The organism is Solitalea longa (assembly GCF_002920915.1).
GTDB classification, from domain to species: Bacteria; Bacteroidota; Bacteroidia; order Sphingobacteriales; family Sphingobacteriaceae; genus Solitalea; species Solitalea longa.
On record NZ_PQVF01000019.1, the window covers coordinates 14,025 to 36,830 of the forward strand.

General features: G+C 37.7%; 23 protein-coding genes. 6 read left to right on the forward strand and 17 right to left on the reverse strand.

What is annotated here, in order from left to right; genetic code table 11:
• Window positions 1-9: 9 nt before the first annotated feature.
• On the forward strand, window positions 10-462 hold the full coding sequence (dtd, locus tag C3K47_RS18565) for a D-aminoacyl-tRNA deacylase (protein WP_103790665.1): 453 nt from the start codon (window positions 10-12) through the stop codon (window positions 460-462).
• A gap of 74 nt (window positions 463-536) precedes the next feature.
• Here the strand turns inward: dtd and C3K47_RS18570 are convergent, their stop codons facing one another.
• Complete coding sequence (locus C3K47_RS18570) at window positions 537-911, reverse strand: GxxExxY protein (RefSeq protein WP_103790710.1); 375 nt, start codon at window positions 909-911, stop codon at window positions 537-539.
• A 153-nt stretch (window positions 912-1,064) separates the two neighbouring features.
• Between C3K47_RS18570 and C3K47_RS18575 the strand changes: the two genes are divergently transcribed.
• Window positions 1,065-1,391 (forward strand): nucleotide pyrophosphohydrolase, encoded by a 327-nt coding sequence (locus C3K47_RS18575; RefSeq protein WP_103790666.1) that lies wholly within the window; start codon window positions 1,065-1,067, stop codon window positions 1,389-1,391.
• A 64-nt stretch (window positions 1,392-1,455) separates the two neighbouring features.
• Here C3K47_RS18575 and C3K47_RS18580 read toward each other — a convergent pair whose 3' ends face one another.
• The 8 genes from C3K47_RS18580 to C3K47_RS18615 form a co-directional block, all read right to left on the reverse strand.
• Window positions 1,456-2,163, reverse strand: coding sequence for a 2-phosphosulfolactate phosphatase (locus tag C3K47_RS18580; protein WP_103790667.1), 708 nt, complete (start codon window positions 2,161-2,163; stop codon window positions 1,456-1,458).
• 110 nt (window positions 2,164-2,273) lie between these two features.
• The gene (gene gcvT, locus C3K47_RS18585; protein WP_103790668.1) at window positions 2,274-3,350 is read right to left on the reverse strand and encodes a glycine cleavage system aminomethyltransferase GcvT; all 1,077 of its coding nucleotides are present in this window, start codon (window positions 3,348-3,350) and stop codon (window positions 2,274-2,276) included.
• Window positions 3,351-3,441: 91 nt separating this feature from the next.
• Window positions 3,442-3,657, reverse strand: a complete 216-nt coding sequence (locus tag C3K47_RS18590) for a hypothetical protein (RefSeq protein ID WP_103790669.1) — start codon at window positions 3,655-3,657, stop codon at window positions 3,442-3,444.
• Window positions 3,658-3,802: 145 nt separating this feature from the next.
• Window positions 3,803-4,402, reverse strand: a complete 600-nt coding sequence (locus C3K47_RS18595; RefSeq protein WP_103790670.1) for a ribonuclease HII — start codon at window positions 4,400-4,402, stop codon at window positions 3,803-3,805.
• 4 nt (window positions 4,403-4,406) lie between these two features.
• Window positions 4,407-5,642 (reverse strand): PP2C family protein-serine/threonine phosphatase, encoded by a 1,236-nt coding sequence (locus C3K47_RS18600; protein WP_103790671.1) that lies wholly within the window; start codon window positions 5,640-5,642, stop codon window positions 4,407-4,409.
• A 72-nt stretch (window positions 5,643-5,714) separates the two neighbouring features.
• Entirely contained in the window at window positions 5,715-6,935 is a 1,221-nt protein-coding gene (locus C3K47_RS18605; protein WP_103790672.1) for an ABC transporter permease, read from the reverse strand.
• A gap of 94 nt (window positions 6,936-7,029) precedes the next feature.
• Window positions 7,030-8,160: a glycosyltransferase family 2 protein gene (locus C3K47_RS18610; RefSeq protein ID WP_103790673.1), complete on the reverse strand. Its 1,131-nt coding sequence runs from the start codon at window positions 8,158-8,160 to the stop codon at window positions 7,030-7,032.
• Entirely contained in the window at window positions 8,144-9,121 is a 978-nt protein-coding gene (locus C3K47_RS18615; protein WP_103790674.1) for a lysylphosphatidylglycerol synthase domain-containing protein, read from the reverse strand. Before C3K47_RS18615 ends, C3K47_RS18610 begins: the two co-directional genes overlap by 17 nt.
• Before the next feature lie 152 nt (window positions 9,122-9,273).
• Here C3K47_RS18615 and ruvC point away from each other — a divergent pair, with 152 nt between their 5' ends.
• Window positions 9,274-9,837 (forward strand): crossover junction endodeoxyribonuclease RuvC, encoded by a 564-nt coding sequence (ruvC, locus tag C3K47_RS18620; protein ID WP_103790675.1) that lies wholly within the window; start codon window positions 9,274-9,276, stop codon window positions 9,835-9,837.
• Window positions 9,838-9,848: 11 nt separating this feature from the next.
• Here the strand turns inward: ruvC and C3K47_RS18625 are convergent, their stop codons facing one another.
• The 4 genes from C3K47_RS18625 to rsmA form a co-directional block, all read right to left on the reverse strand.
• Window positions 9,849-10,238 (reverse strand): HIT family protein, encoded by a 390-nt coding sequence (locus C3K47_RS18625; protein ID WP_103790676.1) that lies wholly within the window; start codon window positions 10,236-10,238, stop codon window positions 9,849-9,851.
• A gap of 80 nt (window positions 10,239-10,318) precedes the next feature.
• Window positions 10,319-10,792 carry a transcription elongation factor GreA gene (gene greA, locus C3K47_RS18630; RefSeq protein WP_103790677.1) on the reverse strand — a complete coding sequence of 158 codons (474 nt, stop codon included), beginning with the start codon at window positions 10,790-10,792 and terminating at the stop codon, window positions 10,319-10,321.
• 203 nt (window positions 10,793-10,995) lie between these two features.
• Window positions 10,996-11,931, reverse strand: coding sequence for an NAD(P)-dependent oxidoreductase (locus C3K47_RS18635; protein WP_103790678.1), 936 nt, complete (start codon window positions 11,929-11,931; stop codon window positions 10,996-10,998).
• Between the two features lie 59 nt (window positions 11,932-11,990).
• Window positions 11,991-12,761 carry a 16S rRNA (adenine(1518)-N(6)/adenine(1519)-N(6))-dimethyltransferase RsmA gene (gene rsmA, locus C3K47_RS18640; RefSeq protein WP_103790679.1) on the reverse strand — a complete coding sequence of 257 codons (771 nt, stop codon included), beginning with the start codon at window positions 12,759-12,761 and terminating at the stop codon, window positions 11,991-11,993.
• A 149-nt stretch (window positions 12,762-12,910) separates the two neighbouring features.
• On the opposite strand from rsmA, the gene pdxA reads away from it, so the two are divergent.
• Window positions 12,911-13,996 carry a 4-hydroxythreonine-4-phosphate dehydrogenase PdxA gene (gene pdxA, locus C3K47_RS18645; RefSeq protein WP_103790680.1) on the forward strand — a complete coding sequence of 362 codons (1,086 nt, stop codon included), beginning with the start codon at window positions 12,911-12,913 and terminating at the stop codon, window positions 13,994-13,996.
• A 73-nt stretch (window positions 13,997-14,069) separates the two neighbouring features.
• Window positions 14,070-14,546, forward strand: coding sequence for a nucleoside deaminase (locus C3K47_RS18650; RefSeq protein WP_103790681.1), 477 nt, complete (start codon window positions 14,070-14,072; stop codon window positions 14,544-14,546).
• Between the two features lie 148 nt (window positions 14,547-14,694).
• Here the strand turns inward: C3K47_RS18650 and C3K47_RS18655 are convergent, their stop codons facing one another.
• The 3 genes from C3K47_RS18655 to C3K47_RS18665 form a co-directional block, all read right to left on the reverse strand.
• Complete coding sequence (locus C3K47_RS18655) at window positions 14,695-15,525, reverse strand: glycerophosphodiester phosphodiesterase (RefSeq protein WP_243392581.1); 831 nt, start codon at window positions 15,523-15,525, stop codon at window positions 14,695-14,697.
• A gap of 147 nt (window positions 15,526-15,672) precedes the next feature.
• The gene (locus tag C3K47_RS18660; RefSeq protein ID WP_103790683.1) at window positions 15,673-16,179 is read right to left on the reverse strand and encodes a hypothetical protein; all 507 of its coding nucleotides are present in this window, start codon (window positions 16,177-16,179) and stop codon (window positions 15,673-15,675) included.
• A 177-nt stretch (window positions 16,180-16,356) separates the two neighbouring features.
• Window positions 16,357-18,894 carry an ATP-dependent Clp protease ATP-binding subunit gene (locus C3K47_RS18665; protein WP_103790684.1) on the reverse strand — a complete coding sequence of 846 codons (2,538 nt, stop codon included), beginning with the start codon at window positions 18,892-18,894 and terminating at the stop codon, window positions 16,357-16,359.
• A gap of 300 nt (window positions 18,895-19,194) precedes the next feature.
• Here C3K47_RS18665 and ettA point away from each other — a divergent pair, with 300 nt between their 5' ends.
• Window positions 19,195-20,874 (forward strand): energy-dependent translational throttle protein EttA, encoded by a 1,680-nt coding sequence (gene ettA / locus C3K47_RS18670; protein ID WP_103790685.1) that lies wholly within the window; start codon window positions 19,195-19,197, stop codon window positions 20,872-20,874.
• Between the two features lie 62 nt (window positions 20,875-20,936).
• Here the strand turns inward: ettA and C3K47_RS18675 are convergent, their stop codons facing one another.
• Window positions 20,937-22,706, reverse strand: a complete 1,770-nt coding sequence (locus C3K47_RS18675) for a sensor histidine kinase (protein ID WP_103790686.1) — start codon at window positions 22,704-22,706, stop codon at window positions 20,937-20,939.
• Between the last annotated feature and the right edge of the window lie 100 nt (window positions 22,707-22,806).

Below are 22,806 nucleotides of genomic sequence, written 5' to 3' on the forward strand. Positions count from 1 at the left end.
GCAGGCATTATGAGAGCAATAATTCAACGCGTTTCAGAAGCTTCGGTAAAAATCAACGGCCATAAAAATGGTTCTATTGGAATTGGTTTTATGGTTTTATTGGGAATTGAAGATGCCGACACAAAGGAAGATGTTGATTGGCTATCACAGAAAATTGCCAATATGCGTGTTTTCAGCGATGAAAACGGTTTGATGAACAAATCATTAGCTGATGTAGATGGAAATATATTGCTGATAAGTCAGTTTACTTTGTTTGCCTCAACAAAAAAAGGGAATCGCCCAGGATTTACCCGATCAGCCAAGCCCGAAAAAGCCATTCCATTGTATGAAGCCTTTATTAAGGCATTAGAAACATTGTTAAATAAGAGGATTGAAACCGGAGAGTTCGGCGCCGATATGAAAGTCAGTTTAGTCAACGACGGCCCTGTTACGATTATGATGGATACGAAGGATAAGGAATAGGGCACGAATTATTTCAAATTAATCGAATTACACGAATTGAGGTATTAAAGTTCTTCCAAGGATACTTGCATTAACTAAAAAACAACTCGTTGAAATTCCAAAGAAGAAGTGTCAAAGTTAACTACCAGTCCCAATTTCAAATTTGAGGCTTTTAAATAATTTACAGTTTGTAGGACGAATGAATCGATTATAGCCGAAGCTGTTTTAATTTCTAAAATTATCCTTTCGTTAACAACAAAATCGGCATAATAACGATGTTTAAGGATAATCTCTTTATAACTAATTGAAAATTCTTTCTCTCTTTCAAAAAGCAATCCCTTCTTCTGGAGCTCGTATTCAAGGGCATCTTTATAAACAATCTCTTTAAATCCATGACCTAGCGTACGGTGTATATCCATACAGATACCAACAAGTATGTAAGACTCCTGCTTAAACAATAGTTCTGGCATAAATAAACTTGATAGATGTAGATTTAATATAGCCATTTAAAAATATGATTCAAACTTACAACTACAGCTTTCAAATGAATTTAAAAAATTAGTGTAATTCGTTCAATTCACAATAAATTCGTGTTCTTAAAACAATTTGATTTTATTCGTGATATGACAATTAAAGAAGCCCAAAATGTAGTTGACCAATGGATAAAGACTACAGGTGTACGTTATTTTAGTGAGTTGACCAATATGGCCATTTTAACAGAGGAGGTTGGTGAAGTGGCCCGTTTAATGAGCCGTTTGTATGGCGATCAGTCCTTTAAAGAAAGTGACAAACACAAAGAGTTAGCCGATGAACTGGCAGACGTTCTATGGGTTTTAATTTGCATAGCCAACCAAACTAATGTTGACCTGACCGCTGCACTTGAAAAGAATTTGGAGAAAAAAAATATTCGCGACGCGGAGCGCCATAAGAATAATGAGAAGTTGAAATAGTAGATAGTCCATAGGCCATAGTCAATAGTACTGCAGGCACGAACCCTGGGCCATTGACCGTGGGCTATTCGCTCTTTACAATCTTTCCCTCTTTGATAACCGGAACTGAATGGATCAGATCAACATTTAAACAAAACGCTATATCCTTTTCAATTCCTAATTTTTTAAGACGTTCGCTGTGCGATGTTTTTTTCATGTACTCATGCAAATCTGATTGAGCAGCTAAATACAAGTCCTCAGCTAAAACCGAAGAATCGCACAATGCATCAAATTTATCTTTAAGCTTATTTACAACTGCACCTGCAAAAAGCGTGTCTTCTAAATTAACCTTGTTTTTCCAACCCGAGCAAAGCAGAAATATATTTTTATTTTGTTTAACAAGATATTCACAAACTGCCGAAAGATTAAGGAATGATCCTATAACGATCTCATCAGCATTTTTTGACACATTAATGGCATGGGTACCATTAGTAGTGGTAAGCACCAAGGTTTTACCTTCTACCAGTTCCCTGGTGTAGCTGAAAGGAGAATTCCCGAAATCGAAACCATTAACCACTTCTCCGTTACGTTCAGCACCTAACAAGTAACCATTACCCTGATACGACAAGCATTCTTCAACGCTGGCCACTGGAATGATTGCGTCGGCTCCATTATCAATTCCATATGAGATAGATGAAGTGGCTCTAAAAATATCGATCACCACCACAACACTACCTTTTAAATCGTACAATGGTAATAACGCAGGTGTTAAACAAACTTCGATGTGTTTCATAAATATGTGATTGTATTGATTATTTATAATTACACCGATAAAAACTGCACCGATCTACTTAAGAATAAATCGGTGCAATCATTTTAAAAATCAGTGTAATCAGTGATCTATTATAAAAAAGGGTATTTAACCACTTTTGCTTTCACTTTATTATCCCGGATACCGATAAAGATATCCGTATCAATTGCCGCATTTTCCAAGGTAACATAACCCAAGCCAATTGCTTTCTGCAAGCTCGGAGATTGTGTTCCCGAGGTTACACGGCCAATCTTGTTTCCTTCTGCATCAAAAATTTCATAATCATGACGAGGAATACCGCGTTCAATCATTTCAAAGCCCACCAATTTATTCTTCAATCCAGCTTCTTTTTCAGCTTTTAAAGCGGCCGAGTTGGTAAATTCTTTGGTAAACTTAGTGATCCATCCTAAACCGGCTTCTAAAGGAGAAGTGTTATCATCGATATCATTACCGTATAAAGCAAAACCTTTTTCTAAACGTAATGTATCACGAGCTCCTAAGCCTATTGGTTTAATTCCAAATTCTGCACCTGCTTCAAAAATCGCTTTCCAAATTTGGTCGGCATGCTCGTTATCGAAATAGATCTCAAAGCCTCCTGCACCGGTATATCCTGTAGCCGAAACCACTACATTATCTACTCCCGCAAACTTGCCTTTCTTGAAACTGTAATATTCCATTCCAGCCAGATCAAACTCCGTTAATTTTTGAAGAGCCGCTGTGGCTTTAGGGCCCTGCACCGCCAATAAACTGGTTTTATCAGAAATATTGTGCATTTCAACACCGTTTGTATTACGGTCGGAGATCCAATTCCAATCTTTTTCAATGTTAGAAGCATTTACCACCAACATGTATGTCTTTTCATCAATACGATAAACCAGTAAATCATCGACAATACCACCGTTTTCATTTGGTAAACAAGAGTATTGAACTTTACCATCAACCAATTTAGATGCATCGTTTGATGTAACACGTTGAATCAATTCCAAGGCATTTTCACCCTTCAGAATAAACTCACCCATGTGCGATACGTCAAAAACGCCTACACTGTTACGAACCGTCGCGTGTTCATCATTAATTCCCGTGTACTGTACGGGCATATTATAACCTGCAAAAGGCACCATCTTGGCCCCTAACGCAATATGTACATTTGTTAAAGCTGTAGATTTCATGAAGATTATTGATTGTCTGCAAAGGTAACATTCAATGAGAAATTTGAATGTCATTTTTTGATTTTCAGGCCACTATTCAATAATAAAACACCTAACCTTCTAACTTTCCTTTTAACTTGCCTAAAGCATCAGCTAAAGTTGTAGTTGGTGAGCTGCTTTCAATAAGTTGATTGATATCCTTCTCATTTTCTTTGAGCAGTTTAATCACATCATCAATCTTTAAATTCAGGCGTTTCAAATCTTTAAAGTTGATGAGTATTCCTTCTTGCTCGCCTTTGGTATTTGTTATATAGGAAAAACTTTGCATAGCTATATATTTTTCTCAAAGATAACAGTTTGCAAAGATTCAATTTCACCTGTTTCTCTTTACGATGGAAATGCAGAGGATAACCATGAAAACTACTCAGGATTTCTTTGATTAGGGATCAGCTATAGAATCAATTAATATTTAATTAGAAGTTTAACTCTAGTTGAGATGGTAATAAAGTAAACGACATCCGGTGATATTTGGTGGGACCAAATTTTTTAATTCCGTTACGATGTTTTGTGGTAGGGTAGCCTTTATTGCTTGACCAATCATAATGTGGAAATTCCTCATGAATTTGGCTCATAAAATCGTCACGATAGGTTTTGGCCAATATTGATGCAGCAGCTATTGAATAGAATTTGGCGTCGCCTTTTACTACACAGGCATGTGACAAGTCTTTATATTTTTTAAATCGATTTCCGTCAATGATCAAAAAACCGGGTTGCTTGCTTAACTGTTCAACCGCCCGATGCATTGCTAAAAACGATGCGTTTAAAATATTGATCGCATCAATTTCTACATTATCAACCACGCCAACTGCCCAGGCCAAAGCGTGCTGTTCAATAAAGCTTCGCAAATCATAACGTTTTGCTTCGGTAAGCTGTTTGGAGTCATTAAGTTCAGGATGTTCAAAATCGTTTGGTAAAATAACTGCTGCAGCGAAAACCGGCCCTGCCAAACAACCTCTGCCCGCCTCGTCACAACCGGCCTCTACAAACTCCTCCTGATAAAATGCTTTTAACATCTGCTTAATAAATTTTAAAACTCAGCAACGTGATATCGTCATCCTGACTTTCCACTCCCATTAAATTATTTATTTTTTCCATTAAGGCCTTATTAATGAGTTCTGGCTTTAAATGCTGATGTTCAAATAAAAAGCTGACCAAATCCTTTTCACTAAATAAGTCGGCATGGTCGTGATCGAGCTCAACCAAACCATCGGTATAGTTAAACAAAAATGAATCATTATCTAATACTTCGGTGCCAACATTAATAAATGGAAGCTCATCAAAAACGCCGATCATGGTGGTGCCGGCTTTTAGCTCTTTAACTTCTTTAGAAGAAATTAACAGTGTAGGATTATGGCCGGCATTTACATAGGTTAGTTTACGGGTTTTAAAATTGTACAAACCTAAGAACAACGTAATATGCCTATCGCCACTGGTTAAGTTATAAATGGCCTTGTTTGCAGTAGACAGCAGACTATCTAAGGGCATTTTCTGAAAAGCCAGGGCTCTTAAGCTGGCCTGAAAATTAGCCATCAACAGTGCGGCACTCATTCCTTTCCCCGATACATCAGCAATGCAGAATATAAATTCTTCATCATTTAGCTCGAGAAAATCATAATAATCGCCGCCAATATTTTGTTGAGGTATATACCGGGCCGACATACTTATCAAGTCATTATCGGGCAGTCTTTTAGGAAAAAGCATGCTTTGCACCTCAACGGCAAGCGCCATATCGCGCTGGAAACGTTCATTTTGAATGCGCTCTTCAAGCAAACGCCTGTTTTCAGTAGCAACAATAATTATGTTAATAATTGTTTGGATGAGCTTAACATCAATGTTAACCTGCTCCACATTGGAGGCATCATAATCTCCGATTAAAACATAACCAAAGATCTGTGAGTTATATTCCACAGGGATCAATAGCTTAAACTCTTCAAGTATTTTTGAATCAATACTATTTAAAAAAGTTACCTGCTGATATTCTGAAAGGATGTTTACAAATTCTGTTTCTTGTTCGGCACCGACAGGATGAACACCGAAAGATGTAGGTTGATCCCACTGACCAGCAGTACCACGAGAAAAGACACGTAATTTACCGACCCTAAGCTGATTTTTAAGGATCAACTCCGTCATTTGGAAGAGCGCTTCAATTGAATAATTGTTATTAATGGCTCTTGTGATCTCAAGTAAAGAGTTCAACTCTACCTGGCGACGAATTAGCAGTTCTAAAATCTCTTGGTTTGCTTCGTGGTTCACTTACTTAGTTATAACGGAAATTTCGGTTTAGCCAAAACCTAAAATAATAAAATTAAATTGTAAAGAACATTATTAAGAAGAAGTTTGCCCTTTTACATTAAATGCATCCGTTAATCCTACCGAAACAAGATTAAATGCATATACCATAAGCATAATTGCCAAACCAGGTAAAACTGCCAAATAAGCAGCATCAATAATTATATACCCATAATGCTCTTTGATCATTCCACCCCATGAAGGAAATGGAGGTTGCACCCCAAACCCCAAAAAGCTCAAGCCAGCTTCGAGCAAAATAGCTGAAGCAAAGTTTGCTGACGCTACCACTAAAATAGGCCCTGATATATTAGGCAGAATATGGCGAACAATAATTCGGGCATTACTAAATCCCATTGCTCTTCCGGCTTCAACATATTCAACTTCTCTGATCCCCATAATTTGTCCTCGAACCATACGGGCAACATCAACCCAGGTTGTTAAACCTATGGCCACAAAAACCTGAAAAAAACCTTTGCCCAGAGCAAATGAAATGGCAATAACAATAAGTAATGACGGTAAAGACCAAACAACATTTATCAACCATGAAATAAACTGATCGATCCAGCCTCCATAATAACCAGCTAAGGCGCCCAACGCTATACCAATGATCAAGGAGATTAACACCGACATGAAACCAACCGACAAGGAAACTCTGGACCCCAAAATTAACCGGCTTAACATATCACGACCATACAGATCTGTTCCTAACCAATACTTACGTTTAATAATGTGTTCTTCGGCCACTTTTTTCTGTAAATCCGCTAGCGAAATCGCTTCCTGTTGACCATAAATAGTTTTGAAATCAAACTTTTCATTGGAAAATATCACCTTTTCATTTTCAGCTAATGGATAAGCCACATCAGCCAATGAAAATGATCGCTCGAGTTTGTCATCATTATTTACTCCTGTGTACTCGTTTACAACAATACTATCGCCTTTAAATTGATAAGAATTGATTGGAACGAAATCAAAAAAATCAGGCTGACCATACAAAATCTTAGTGAAGAAATTAACAGTATCAACTTGTTGATTTTTCCTGATCGCTAAAAATTGCACTGAAGAACCGGGATGTTTAGTGCTTAATTGAATAGCCATACGATTAGCCATAGGCGCATGGTCGGGCATAATCAGGTATCCCAACATTGAAATGAAGATAAACACCAGGATTATTGCCAGTCCAAATACCGATAATTTATTACGAAGAAAGCGCTTTTTAGTGCGCTGCCATGGAGTTTCAGGAGAATTAGCCGAAGACATAGGCTCAAATATAGAATCTCATTAACTTAATTTAGAATTATATAAAACAGTATAAGTAAGATATTTTGGCAGATGCATGAATAAATTCACCAAATTACTGTACCATTCTTCCCTTCCATTCATATTGCTTCGACTGTCCAGCTAAACCAATATAAACTATATAAAACAAATGAATGAACACCAAAACCGGCAACCATTTCATCAAATTTGTTTTATTTAAAAACCGGGCAACCGGTATTACCCAAAGGAAATCAATAAGACATTTACACAAATACACAACAATAAATACCCACGCAAAATGAACATTGAAAACAGCTATGAATAAATTAAGCAGCATAACTGCATAAAAAGAAAAGACGGTGATTCCCATCCACACCATATTCTTGTTTTGGTATTTGGTACTTTTTGATGCCCAACGTTTACGCTGAGCGATAAATTCTTTTAGAGTGGGCTTTGCGTGAGTATAAACTATAGCCTCTCTGGCCTTCAAGAAACTCACCTTACCTTCAAAGCTTGAAAGCATTTTGTGCAATAACAACTCATCATCTCCTGAAGCGATATGATCAATACCGGTGAACCCACCTACTTCAAAAAACGCTTTTTTCTCATAAGCAAGGTTAGCCCCATTACAGCTTCCTGCAATTTTATTAGCAATAGACGCCGCTCCCAAACTGATCAAACTCATAAACTCAAGTCCTTGCAGCTCTTCAAAGGCTGTTTGTTCTTCAAAATAAGCTACCGGAGCCGAAAGCATTTTATTACCGGTGGCCTCGTATTCATTAACAATGCTACGAATCCAATTTGGACCCATCCGACAATCACCGTCAGTAGTAACAATTAAATCGCCGGATGCAATGGTTATGGCATCGGCTATTGCTTTCTTTTTGTAAGAGTTTAAAGCCGGGTCGGCCTGTAATTTTATCAGTTTTAGATTTGGAAAATTGATTGACTGAACCACCTCTGCAGTACTGTCGGTTGAGTGATCATCAATAACAATGATTTCCAACAGTTCAACTGGATAATTTTGTGCGGCAATATCCCCCACACATTTACCGATCATTTTCTCCTCGTTTCGTGCAGGAATAATTACCGTAACTTTTGTAGTATGTGGAGTTTTATCAAGGAGCGGTTTTCTTATTTTTCTCCATCCGATAATAAAACTTCCTGCTATAAGAAAGTAAGCGAGCGCTAATAAAACGGTTAAAATATCAATCAGTAGTTGCACTAAAAAAATTCGCTTTTAAAACAAAATAAACACCCAATAAAGAAGGAATGATGAGATTAAGTAACCAAACGCCGAAAGCTGCTGCCAATACATTCACAGCTTCTGCATCTCCTACTAAAAAACCGAAGAAATACGTTGCTGCTGCTCCTCTCACCCCTATATCAAAGAATGCGAAGGTAGGCAAAATTGATTGAACCATGTAAATCACACTTATCAACATCATGCTCATCGGATAGGTAACCTGCGGAATAAATAGGTTAATCAGCAGGTAATACTGCATTGAAAACACGAGGTATCGTAAGAGACTAATTCCAAAAACATTCAAAAGCTCTGCTTTATTATATCTTAGCAATACCCTGAAGTTTTTTTTGAATTTATGTAAAAACGAGAAGGAGTCGAGAATGATATAAAACCACCGGATATTTAACATCAATAATATAAACCCGGCAGAGATCAAAACTGCGGCAAAAGCAATGGCAATCATTACCACTGTATTTACCGGAACAAAAATCTTAATAAAAAACACCAACCCAATTACTCCGGCAACGTTTGTTACCATCATTTGACTCAATGATCCAACTCCCATGGATAAAACTCCTTGAACCCTGTTCTCTGGATTGAGGTACAACACGCGACCTCCAAACTCTCCAATACGGCTGGGAGTGAATACCGCCAGGGTTAAACCGGCCAGTATTGATTCAATGGTTCGTTTCCACGGCATCACTTCTACTTTCTGCACCAGGTATCGCCATTTAAGTGTTTCGAGCAGAAGATTTAAATAAGCCAAATAAATTACAATAATAAAATATGAGATTACACGGGGAGTAAATCGTGTTTTAGTAAAGGCTTCAATCTTATGAATCGAATCAGGTTGAGTTAGTTTGCTATAAACAAACCAACAAGTAAGTACCAAAATCAATATTTTAATGAAGATCACCAGGATCTTTTTGGAAATAGGCATATGTATCAGGTTAAAAGCTTTGATTAAATAGCCTTAATCTTTAATAGTATCATTTAAAATGGCGAATATCTTTATAATTTTTAATTAAATACGCATTGGCTTTGAGTGTAACAAAAATTTCTAGTACTTCGTGTTTTTAAAATCAGCAATAGGTGTCAGACAAAAAAGAGCGTATTATTTTAGGAATTGACCCGGGTACGGCGGTATTAGGTTATGGATTAGTTTTAGAAACCCGCAATAAACTTCAATTACTTACCCTGGGTGTCATTCATCTTAAGAAGTATGAAAATCATGCCTTAAAGTTGCGTCGTATTTTTGAACGCACCTCCATGCTAATTGAAGAATACAAGCCAGATTGTATGGCTCTGGAAGATCCGTTTTACGGCAAAAACGTACAGGTAATGCTTAAGCTAGGCAGAGCACAGGGAGTAGCCATGGCCGCAGCCCTAAGCCGTGATCTTCCCATTTTCGAATATTCTCCAAAAAAAATCAAGCAATCTATTACCGGAAACGGAAATGCAACCAAAGAACAGGTTGCTGGTATGCTCAAACAGTTACTCAACTTTAGCGAAACGCCCGAGTTTTTAGATGCCACCGACGGTTTAGCTGTAGCCGTTTGCCACTCATTCCAAAAAATTGGATTAGATGGCAATGCAAAGAAAACATATTCGGGCTGGGAGTCTTTTGTTAAGGATAATCAAAAGCGGCTTAAATAAACTTAGCCTTGCTATTGGGCTAAAATTTTATCCAAGGTAGCTTTTAATTTATCCATTGATGGCGGAGAAGGCTTTTTACTGAAGTTCATATCTCCAATGTGATTAATAGGGATAAGATGAATGTGCGCATGCGGAACCTCTAAACCTATAACTGTGACCCCAATTCTTAAGCACGGAATCGCTTTTTCAATTTTCTTCGCAACCTGCTTCGAAAAAATCATCATGCGGCCTAATAATTCATCATCTACATCGAAAAGATAATCAACCTCTTTTTTAGGAACAACCAGGGTATGACCCTCTGCTAAAGGTTCAATATCCAAAAACGCCAGAAACTCATCGTTTTCTGCCACTTTAAAGGCGGGAATTTCTCCAGCTATAATTTTTGAGAAGATAGAAGCCATTTCAGGTTATGTATTAAATAATTGCGGGTTACGAGTTTTGGCATTATACCACTCGTAACCCGCAATTTATAATTTAAAGATTATCTACTAATTTCAAGAATTTCAAACTGCATAGTGCCGTTAGGAACGGTTACATCAGCAATTTCACCTACCGATTTACCCAGTAATCCCTTTGCAATTGGCGATTGAACTGAGATTTTACCGGTTTTCAAGTCCGCTTCTTTTTCAGCAACCAATTGATAGTTCATTACCGTGCCATTCTTCATATTTTTGATCTTCACTTTCGAAAGCACTAACACTTTCGATGTATCCAATTTTGATTCATCGATTATACGTGAATTCGACAAAACCTCTTCCAGTTTGGCAATCTTCAGCTCATGCAAGCCTTGGGCCTCTTTAGCAGCGTCATATTCAGCATTTTCAGAAAGGTCTCCTTTATCACGAGCTTCCGCAATTTGCCTTGAGATCTCTGCTCTGCCTTGAGTTTTAAGATAGGTTAACTCTTGCTTAAGTTTCTCTAATCCCTCCGGAGTTAAGTATGTTATCTCTGCCATAACGCAACAATTATTTTTATTAACTGATATATAAAAAAGAAACAAGACTACTCGCCGCTTACGACGCATAGTCTTGTTATACAATGCTACAAAATTAAAACTTATTTTCCGAATTTTCTATTAACTATTTATAAACACTTGATTAACAATGATAAGCAGTATTTGTTCTATGTAATTTATAATAGCTTTTTAAGTAAAATGGCCTAATAAATGACTTTAAAATGATGTGCTATTTTTTCCGCAAGTACTTCCGAAATCTTTTGGTATGATTCAACACTCCATCCTCCAACATGCGGACTCAACAATACATTTTCCCTCCTTCTCAGGTCATCAAACCAAATCTTATCATTATCCCTTAGCGGGAATTTTTCCGTTTGTAAAACATCCAAGCCGGCACCTATTACTTTACCTGTATCCAACGCTTTCAACAAACCAGGAATTTTGACAATTTCACCTCTAGCCGTATTTACCAACCATATATTCTTCCTAAACCGATTAAAAAACGACTCATCTACCATAAACCTTGTTTCTTCAGTTAAGGGGATGTGCAAACTTAAAACATCAGCCTGTTCAAATAAATCTTCCAAAGAGCTTTCATTAACCCAATCATCACCAAATCCGGTTTTATATTTATCATAAGCTAGTACCTGCACATCAAAACCTTTCAGCTTTTTAGCAAAAGCAGGGCCCATGTAGCCATACCCTATAATACCGACAGTAAGTCCATCCAGTTCCCATCCACGGTTCCCTTCTCTATCCCAAATGCCCTCCCGAACTTCCTTGTTGCCTTTGGGAAACTTATTCATTACGGACAGCAGCATTCCCAAAGTATGCTCGCCAACCGCATTAGCGTTTCCTTCAGGTGCATTAAACAACTCAACGTTTTTAATCACGGCATACTCCACATCAATATTGTCCATTCCGGCACCGGCACGGGCAATAAACTTTAATCCAATGGCTTTATCGAATAATTCTTTTTCTACTCTGAATTTGGTTCGAACAACCATTCCTTCGTACCTATGAATACAATCCAGAACCTGTTGGTAAGTAATTTGAGGTTGGTAATCGCAAACGAAGCCTTTTTCAGTTAAACGCTCCATTAATATTGGATGAGTTTCATCAACGATAAGAACTTGCATCTAAAAAGATATGTGTTAGAAATAGAATAATGATGAATACTTGAATTAAAACAAGAAGCCTACTGCTCCAGCAATTGCGTAATTTTAATAAAATCCTCAACCGAAAGTTTTTCAGCACGAAGCTCTAAAGTAACATCATCTATTTTCCCTTTAGGCTGAAACTGGCTCAAGGCGTTCCTTAATTGTTTTCTCCGTTGATTAAAGGCTGCTTTAACTACTTGAAAAAACAGTTTTTCATTACAGTTTAAGCTCGTAGACTCCTTCCTGGTTAAGCGGATAACTCCTGAATTTACCTTCGGAGGAGGATTAAAAACACCCGGTTTTACAGTAAATAAATATTCAATTTTATAATAGGCTTGAGTAAGCACACTCAAAATGCCATATTCTTTTCCTCCAGGTTTGGCTGCAACTCGCTCACCCACCTCTTTTTGAAACATTCCAACCATTTCCGGAACCATAGCTCGGTTTTCAATGATCTTAAAAATTATCTGGGAAGAGATATTGTAGGGGAAGTTGCCAATAATGGCGAACTGTTCTTTAAATACAGAAGAAAAATCCATCGCCAAAAAATCACCATGAACAATTCTATCTTTAAGCTCAGGGTATTTTTTATGAAGATATTCTATCGATTCACCATCTATATCAATTAAATGAGTTTTATAGGCTTCTTTCTTTACCAGAAAATCCGTTAAAACGCCCATCCCCGGACCAACTTCTAAAACATCAGTATAGCCAAGCGATGGTCGTAAACCCTCCACAATTTTTTGTGCTATATTTTTATCAGTTAAAAAATGCTGACCGAGATGTTTTTTAGCTCTTACTAATGACATATATAATGGTAAATTAGGCAGTTACTGATAATAGTTGTTATTTTTCTGGTTATAATATGTAGCTAAGCTAAATTCAGAACTTAATACTAATAACAGATTCCTTTTATCTTATAACTTTGTAGTTTATTAAAATTCAAAAATCGTAATAAATGTCGAACGTACCGCAGAAAAAAATAAAAGTCGGCATCTCTATCGGTGACATCAATGGAATTGGCATCGAAGTGATTCTGAAATCCCTACTAGATAATCGCATTTTAGAACATTGTATTCCTATTGTGTACGGTTCGGTGAAAATTACTTCTTTCCACCGTAAGGCTCTAAATATTCAAGACTTCAGTTTTAATATCATCCAAAGTACAGATCAGGCCAACCCTAAACGTGCTAATCTGATTAACTGTTGGGATGAAGAAGTTAAAATTGATATTGGCCAGCAAACTGAAAATGGTGGAAAATATGCGTTTAGATCATTAGAAGCGGCCACAAACGATTTGTTAGAAGGCAAATTAGATGCACTTGTTACGGCACCTATTAACAAGCACAATATCCAGCAAGAGGGCTTCGATTTCCCAGGGCATACCGAATACCTGCAACAAAAAGCTGGCAATGATGAATCGTTGATGTTTTTAGTGAGTGACGACCTTCGTGTGGGAGTAGTTACCGGCCATATTCCGGTTAAAGATGTAGCCGGTGCCATTACGGTTGAAAAGATTTTGGCTAAGCTTCGCTTAATGGATAAAAGCTTAAGAAAAGACTTTTGGATCGAGAAACCGAAAATCGCTGTTTTAGGATTGAATCCTCATGCCGGTGATGACGGATTAATTGGTGATGAAGAAATTAACACCATTATTCCGGCCATTGAAGAAGCACGAAAAGAAAAGATTTTAGCTTTAGGCCCATATCCTGCCGATGGTTTCTTCGGCAAAGGCCTGCATAACCAATTTGATGCTGTTTTAGCCATGTATCACGACCAAGGTTTGGTGGCATTTAAAGCCCTTTCATTTGGAACTGGAGTGAACTTTACCGCCGGATTGCCATTTGTTCGCACGTCTCCGGATCACGGCACAGGTTACGATATTGCCGGAAAAAATCAGGCAAATGAAACCTCTTTCCGCAAAGCAATTTATACGGCCATTGATGTGGTTCGCAAACGTAGGGAAACTGCCGAGTTGCTTGAAAACCCTTTAAAAGTTGGCCAGCTTAAAATGAAAGTTACCCAGGAAGATAGCGAGGAATAGTCTTCTTTAAGTTTAACGATAACCTTAAAAACTTCCTTAGTAACCCTAAGGAAGTTTTTTGTTATATTACCTTATGAGTGATTTGCGAAATGAATTTATGACAGAAGCTATCCGTCTTTCCATGGATGGCCCGTTAAAAGGAGAAGGTGGCCCTTTTGGCTGTGTTATTGTAAAAGATGGCAAAATTGTTGGCAGGGGAAACAACCAGGTTTTACTAAGCAATGACCCAACAGCACATGCAGAAGTGGTAGCGATAAGAGATGCTTGTAAAAATCTTGGAACGTTTCAGTTAGACGGGTGCGAAGTCTATACTACATGTGAACCATGTCCGATGTGCCTTGGAGCAATTTATTGGGCCCGGCCCGACATAGTGTATTATGCGAATACGCGTGAAGATGCCGCCAGTATAGGTTTTGATGATGATTTCATTTATCGCCAAATACCCTTGAATTTAACAGAACGCCAAATCCCCATGTTTCCTTTAGGCCGCGAACAGGCGCTAAAAGCGTTTAAATGTTGGGAAGAAAAACCAGACAAACATCTTTATTAAAATTTTTTTAGAAACCTGATAAATATCATATTGTAAGGCCATTTGGCACACTACATTTGCAGTGCAACAGGAAACTAACTCTCGTTAGGTTCATAAATTTTAAGTATCGACAACAAAGGCGCTGGTCTAGGATTGGCGCCTTTCCTTTTTAATGCTTTTGGTAATTCCCAAACAACTGAATCGCTCTATCAGGGTAATCAGAGATGATTCCATCAACTCCTAATTCAACCATTCGTTTTAATTCCTTTTCTTCATTTACGGTCCATGGTATGAGCTCCATCTTTTTCTCATGCACTTCTTTTACCAGGATCTTGTCCACTAATTCAAAATCAGGGCTGTAAATGCTTGGTATAAAACCAAGAATTTTCAAATTATCTTCAAAGCTGAGTTTATTTTCAACTAATAACGCTGTTTTAATCTCTGGATATTTTTGATGGACTAACTGCAGGGTTCGCACATCAAATGACTGAATAATCACCCGCTTTTCAATCCCTTTTGATTTAATTACACTGATCAATAATTCCACAAACTCTTCCGGCTCAGGATGGAATATATTGTCGCCTTCAGGAGTTAGCTTTGTTTCGATATTATAAAAAACAGGCTTAAGCTTATTTTTCTTAACATGATTTTCTACACTATCAATTAGAGCGGAAAGCAAGGGTTTTTCAACTTTAAACTTTTGTTGATCTGAAAATCGAGGATGAACTTTACTGCCGGCATCGTATTGCTTGATGCTATCATAATCCAGTTGATAAATATTGAAAGATTGTTCCTCTTTCTCTTCAATAGGTTTTCCATCAGGCTGCAATACGAACTCATGCGACATATAATTATCATGAGAAACAACAACCATTTTATCTTTAGAGATCACACAATCCATTTCCAGCGTTTTCACGCCTAGATCAATCGCTTTGATCATTGCAGGGATGGTATTTTCCGGCATCAAGCCTCTGCAACCCCTATGTCCTTGTATATCCAACTTTAATCTATTTTGTGCCAAAACATTAGTATATAAGCAAATGAAAGATATCAATAAAAGAAATTGCCTCATAATATATAAAGTTATGAGGCAAAGTAACATTCCAATTATTAACTGAATGTTAAATATTTACTTTAAGACGTTCCGTTAGTTTACAGGAACATATTTTTCAGTTGTTCCCAACGCTTTTTGAACCGCCTTAATATCTTTAAGATCGATTCCTTTTTCTTTCAACATAGATATGTCTTCGGCATCGATCAACACCACCTTCACTTGCATAAACTCAGGACGGCTCATTGTTTTTACCGGTATGGTTTGCACATCAATTCTTATAGCTCCGGGAGTTGTTGAAAAACTGTAGGCAAAATTATCGTAAGTCATTGGCAATGCTTCATAAACGCCAACTGCTCTTGAAATGTAAACCAATACTCCACCTATATCATTAAAAGAAGAGGTTAACTCAGGGACATTCAACGCAGTGTAAAACGCGGTACTATTATCATAAGGAGTCCATTTGCTGCTGTTAAGGTCAAAGATAATGGTACGGGCTGGCGTTGTATAAACTTCGGTTACTTCGGTAACATGTTCCTGGCATGAGGTAGTTGCTCCTAAAATCACTAAAAGTGAACAAATAATAAGGGTAATTCTTTTCATATATAATAAGATTAAAATGGAGAGCCTAATAAAGATTTATGCATGCTCTTTTATTAGAAGATGCCATGGATACCGAACTGGTTGCCTCAAGTTTTGCAACAAAAACATCGACATTTCACAATCAGGAGCAATAAAAAGGATATCAAAAAGAAACGCCCCTAAGCGGGGCGTTTTTATTTAACTTAAATTATCTTCTTCTTTCTTTTTACGCTTACGCGCTTCTTTTAAGATGTTGACATTAATTTCGTTGGTTTCCTTATTTACACCAACTTCCATTATATCGCCGTCCTGAATTTCTCCCTTTAGAATTTCCTCAGCAATTGGATCTTCAAGGTATTTTTGGATGGCCCTGTTTAATGGACGAGCCCCGAAATTAGGATCAAAGCCACGTTCCGCAATGAATTCTTTCGCTTCGTTTGTTAACTGAACGCTGTAGCCCAAACTTAAAATACGATCCAAAAGTGATTTAAGTTCAATATCAATAATTTGGAAGATATCTTCTTTAGTTAATGAATTGAATACGATCACATCGTCAACACGATTTAAAAATTCAGGAGCAAAAGCACGTTTCAATGCTGTTTCAATCACACCTCTTGAATGCGTATCAGCATTTGCAATTTTTGTTGAAGTTGTAAATCCAACGCCTTGTCCAAAATCTTTCAACTGACGAGCTCCAATATTTGAGGTCATGATGATTACTGTGTTACGGAAATCAACCTTGCGACCCAAGCTATCAGTAAGAACGCCTTCATCTAAAACTTGCAACAAGATGTTAAATACATCAGGATGCGCCTTTTCAATTTCATCCAGCAATACTACTGAATAAGGTTTACGACGAACTTTTTCGGTTAATTGTCCACCTTCTTCATAACCAACATATCCCGGAGGAGCACCCACCAAACGTGATACAGCAAATTTTTCCATGTATTCGCTCATATCAATTTGGATCAATGAATCATCGGTATCAAACATGAAGCGAGCTAATGCTTTAGCCAATTCTGTTTTACCAACCCCTGTAGGACCCAGGAATATAAATGAACCAATTGGTTTCTTTGGATCTTTTAATCCTGCGCGAGTACGCTGAATGGCTTTAGTAAGCTTTTTAATTGCTTCATCCTGCCCAATTACTTTGCCTTTTAGCTCACCGCTCATGTTCAGCAATTTCTGACTATCAGCCTGACCAACACGTTGAACAGGAATTCCGGTCATCATTGCCACAACTTCAGCAACATTATCTTCCGAAACTATATAACGTTTAGTTTTAGTTTCAGCTTCCCACTCCGCTTTTGCACGTTCCAGTTCTTCTAACAAATGTTTTTCGGTATCGCGCAATTTTGCAGCTTCCTCATATTTCTGACTGCGAACAACCCTGTTTTTCTCTACCTTAATATCCTCAATACGTTGTTCGACCTCAATTATGTTTTGAGGAACATGGATATTGGTAAGGTGAACACGAGAACCCGCTTCATCTAAAGCATCGATAGCTTTATCAGGTAAGAAACGATCGGTAATGTAGCGGTTAGTTAAATTAACACAAGCATTAATTGCTTCAGGAGTATAATTCACACCATGGTGCTCTTCATATTTCTCTTTAATGCGATTTAATATCTCGATGGTTTCATCAACAGTAGCCGGCTCAACCATTACCTTTTGGAAACGACGATCCAAAGCACCATCTTTTTCAATATACTGACGGTATTCATCTAAAGTTGTAGCACCAATACATTGAATTTCTCCACGTGCCAAAGCAGGCTTAAACATGTTAGAAGCATCCAGTGAACCAGATGCACCACCTGCTCCCACAATGGTATGAATCTCATCAATGAACAAAATCACATCTGGTGATTTTTCCAATTCGTTCATTACTGCTTTCATACGTTCTTCAAACTGTCCACGATATTTGGTTCCGGCAACTAATGAAGCCAGATCCAGCGTCACCACACGTTTGTTGAACAATACGCGAGAAACTTTACGTTGAACAATTCTTAACGCCAAACCTTCGGCAATGGCAGATTTACCAACACCAGGCTCTCCAATTAAGATTGGATTATTTTTCTTACGACGTGAAAGAATCTGAGAAACACGTTCAATTTCTTTTTCACGTCCCACAATGGGGTCTAGTTTACCTTCTTCGGCAGCTTTAGTTAAATCACGTCCGAAGTTATCTAATACAGGAGTTTTCGATTTTGAATCACTGGTTTTCTTAGTGTTACCAAAGCTTTCTTCCTCTCTATAATTTTCTTCGTCAGAGGAGCTTTGAGGAGCCTCACTTCTGATGCCGCTAACATTAGCTTCAAGTTCGGCCTTAAACACTTCGTAATTAACATTAAACTGATTTAATACCTGCGATGCAATATTATCTTCGTCTCGTAATAATGATAAAAGCAGATGCTCCGTTCCTATTACTTCACTCTTAAAAATTTTTGCTTCCAGATAAGTAATCTTAAGTACCTTTTCGGCCTGTTTGGTCAATGGAATATTTCCAAGATTAACAGTTGTACCCGAAGTACCTTTTACTGCGTCTTCAATGGTTTTACGCAACTTATAGGTGTCAATCCCCATTCCTTTCAGCAACTTGATGGCAATTCCATCTCCCTCACGGATCAGTCCCAAAAGCAAATGTTCTGTCCCTATATAGTCGTGCCCTAATCGTAAAGCTTCCTCTCGGCTATACGATATGACGTCTTTAACTCTCGGTGAAAATTTTGCTTCCATATAGTAAGGAATATAGTTATTTATTACTTAAAACGCTTAAATGTATTAAAATGTTTATATATGTCAAGGGCTAATTTAAATTGCAGTTGTGGATGGACGAGTGGTCTAATTCAACCTTTGAACAATGTATGAACTATCTGAATAAATCGAAGCTATTTTTTATTAAGTTATCAACAATTACGCCAAATGCCAAACTATGCATTAAATACGATAAAACATAGAATAAGATTGCTTCAGCTATTATTTTTTTGAGGGCACAAGGCTAATAACGATATTTGCCAGCCTAATTCACAAGCAATAATGTCAGACGAAAAAATAATATTTTCAATGGCAGGGGTAAACAAGATTTACCCGCCACAAAAACAAGTTTTAAAAAACATTTATCTCTCCTTTTTTTACGGAGCTAAAATTGGTGTCATCGGTTTAAATGGTTCCGGAAAATCATCTTTATTAAAAATCATCGCCGGATTAGACAAATCATATCAAGGCGAAGTAGTGTTTTCTCCCGGATATACGGTTGGCTATTTGGCCCAGGAACCTCAATTAGATCCTGAAAAAACGGTAAAAGAGGTTGTTCAGGAAGGAGCCCAGCATATCATTGATATCTTGAAAGAGTACGAAGAAATCAATGAACGCTTTGGTTTGCCTGAGGTTTATGAAAACCCGGATGAGATGGATAAACTAATGAACCGTCAGGGAGAACTTCAGGATAAGATCGATGCAGTGGGTGCATGGGAACTCGACAATAAACTGGAGCGAGCCATGGACGCACTTCGTTGTCCGGAGCCGGATACAAAAATTGCCGTTTTGTCAGGTGGTGAACGCCGTAGGGTAGCATTATGTCGTTTATTGATCCAGGAACCGGATGTATTACTATTAGATGAGCCTACCAACCACTTAGATGCAGAGTCAATTGATTGGCTAGAAGTACACTTACAACAATATAAAGGAACTGTAATTGCCGTAACCCACGACCGTTATTTCCTTGATAATGTTGCCGGTTGGATATTAGAATTAGATAGAGGAGAAGGAATTCCATGGAAAGGAAACTATTCATCATGGTTAGATCAGAAAGCAAAACGTTTAGCACAGGAAGAGAAAACTGAAACAAAACGCCAAAAAACATTAGAGCGTGAGCTGGAATGGGTACGGATGGCCCCAAAAGCACGCCATGCCAAATCAAAAGCTCGTCTGTCTGCTTATGATAAGTTAGCCAGTGAAGAAACAGGCGAACGTGAAGCAAAACTTGAGCTGTTTATTCCACCTGGACCAAGATTAGGCAATGTCGTAATAGAGGCGCAAAATGTTACTAAAGCCTATGGCGATAGGATTCTTTTTGAAAATCTGAATTTTAGCCTGCCCCCTGCAGGAATTGTAGGAATCATCGGGCCAAATGGGGCCGGTAAAACCACTTTATTCAGATTAATTACCGAACAAGTAAAGGCGGATGCTGGAACATTTAAAGTTGGTGAAACGGTAAAACTAGGTTACGTTGACCAATCCCATAATGATTTGGACCCGGAAAAAACGGTATTTGAAAACATTACCGGAGGAACTGAAAACATCATGTTGGGCAATAAGTCGATGAATGGCCGAGCCTATGTTTCTAAATTCAACTTTAATGGTGCAGACCAACAGAAGAAAGTTGGTGTACTTTCGGGGGGAGAAAGAAACAGAGCTCACCTTGCCATCACGCTAAAAGAAGGCGCCAATGTGCTGTTGCTCGATGAGCCAACCAATGATATTGACGTGAACACTTTACGTTCGTTAGAGGAAGCTTTAGAAAACTTTGGAGGCTGTGCAGTGATCATCTCCCACGACCGTTGGTTCCTTGACCGTATTTGTACCCATATTTTAGCTTTTGAAGGAAATTCGCAGGTTTATTACTTCGAAGGCAACTATAGCGAGTACGAAGAAAATCGTAAAAAACGCTTAGGCAATGATACTCCACATCGCATTAAGTATAAGAACTTAGCATAAAAAGATAAGAGCCTTCCAAAACTGGGAGGCTCTTATCTTTTTATTTATAATCATAAAAATCGTCAATGCATCTCCCTGTTAATTGGCAGTGTAAAACTAAATACACTTCCTTCAAGAGACTTGCTTTCAATATTCAGCTCACCGCCATTTTTGCGTACAAATTCACGGCACAGAAGTAAGCCCAAACCCGATCCCTTTTCATCTTGTGTGCCCCTTGTGGTAAATGTTTCTTCATTGCGCAGCTTTTGTAGTTCATCAAGTTTCATACCTATGCCGGTATCTAAAACACAAATCCGAATCATTTTACTGTTAAGTAGCTCAGTATATACTAAAACATTATTTCCCTTACCACAAAATTTAATGGCATTACTTAATAGATTCCGGATAACAAGACGAATCATCTGAAGGTCGGCAAATGCATAGACTGCATCATTGATCTCCTCCTTTAAACTTACCCCCTTTTCACGGGCAACAAGCTGAAAATAATTCAATTCGGTATGTACGAGGCTTTTTAACTGAAATGCTTTAGGAGCAATTATAGCCCCTTCGAGTTGGTTACGCGACCAATACAACAGGTTCTCTAACAAATTAAATGTATAGGCAATATTTTTAGAGAGTTGTGGAAGCATCTGCCTGAACTCTGCATCGGTTAGTAAATCCTCTTCCGCTAAATTTAAAACATCTACTAAGCTTACCAATGGACTTCTTAAATCATGTGAAATAATTGAAAACAATTGATTTTTCAATTGATTAAGTTCCATTAACTCATCTGATTGTCGCTGCAGTTTTAATGCATCACTTTTTTGCGAGGTGATATCTTTAAATAATAAAACCTCTCCAGTATAATTTTTATTCTGATCGAACAGTGGGGCTATATCAACCGAAAACACCTGCTGCTCTCCACGAAAATTTGAAGTTAACTCCTCAGTATTGTTTACATTATCGATGGCTGCAACAGGGTATTCTTTTAACCGAATCTGTGGATACCAATCATTTAAATTTGAACCGATAACGGTATGATAATCCTGATTAAGGTTTTCAACCATTTTTCGATTTACATCCACTATACGCTTTTGCGAATCAAGAACCAATACACCTTCGCCCATCGCGTCGAGCACTTTCTCACGTGCAATAGGAATTATATCGAATAACCTGAACTGCACCAGGCTCAATCCGATTACAATAACCGTAATAATAAATGCATAGGGAGTTAAATCAAGATGATTATATGGACGAATACCCGCCATATAAAAACCATTAATGAACCAGGGAATTAATGAGCCAATAAGTAAGCTCCTGTATTGTTTTTTATAAATTGAATTCGACTTTTGATACTTGTACAAGAGTAATACTTCACCCCAGGCAAGACCAAAGTAGAAATAAGCCATAAATATTTTATACCATATACCCTTACTTAGTGCCAATAATGGGAATGGCCCACTTTTACTATCTAAAGTTACGGCAGTATAATGAAGGTGATGATATTCATTAGTTAAAACTAAGAGAAAGGTTAGAACCGGAATAGTAAAGATCAGGCACAAGTTGAGTGGCGTTAACCAATTATCGCGCCCGGTAAATAATATGATAAAAGTGATCCAAAATCCTGGTAAAACCGAAATACCAATATATTCGATCTTAAGCCAAAAAAGCATTTGCTCCAGCGTTTGACTCGAAAGTTCAAAACTATAACCCACAGCCCAAACACCCACAAAAAACATGAGCGTACCAAAACATTGGGCAATTTGACCACTTCTGTTAAATATCTTAACTGAAAGAAATACAGTTGCTAAGCTGAAAAGACATAAAACAAAAGCATAAATATTTATAATCATATCCTAAACATGAATGAACTGACTTACGCCATCGTTCAATGGTTTATTAAATAGATAGAAAAATTAACTACATGAACAGTATCCAATAAATAAGTTTCAA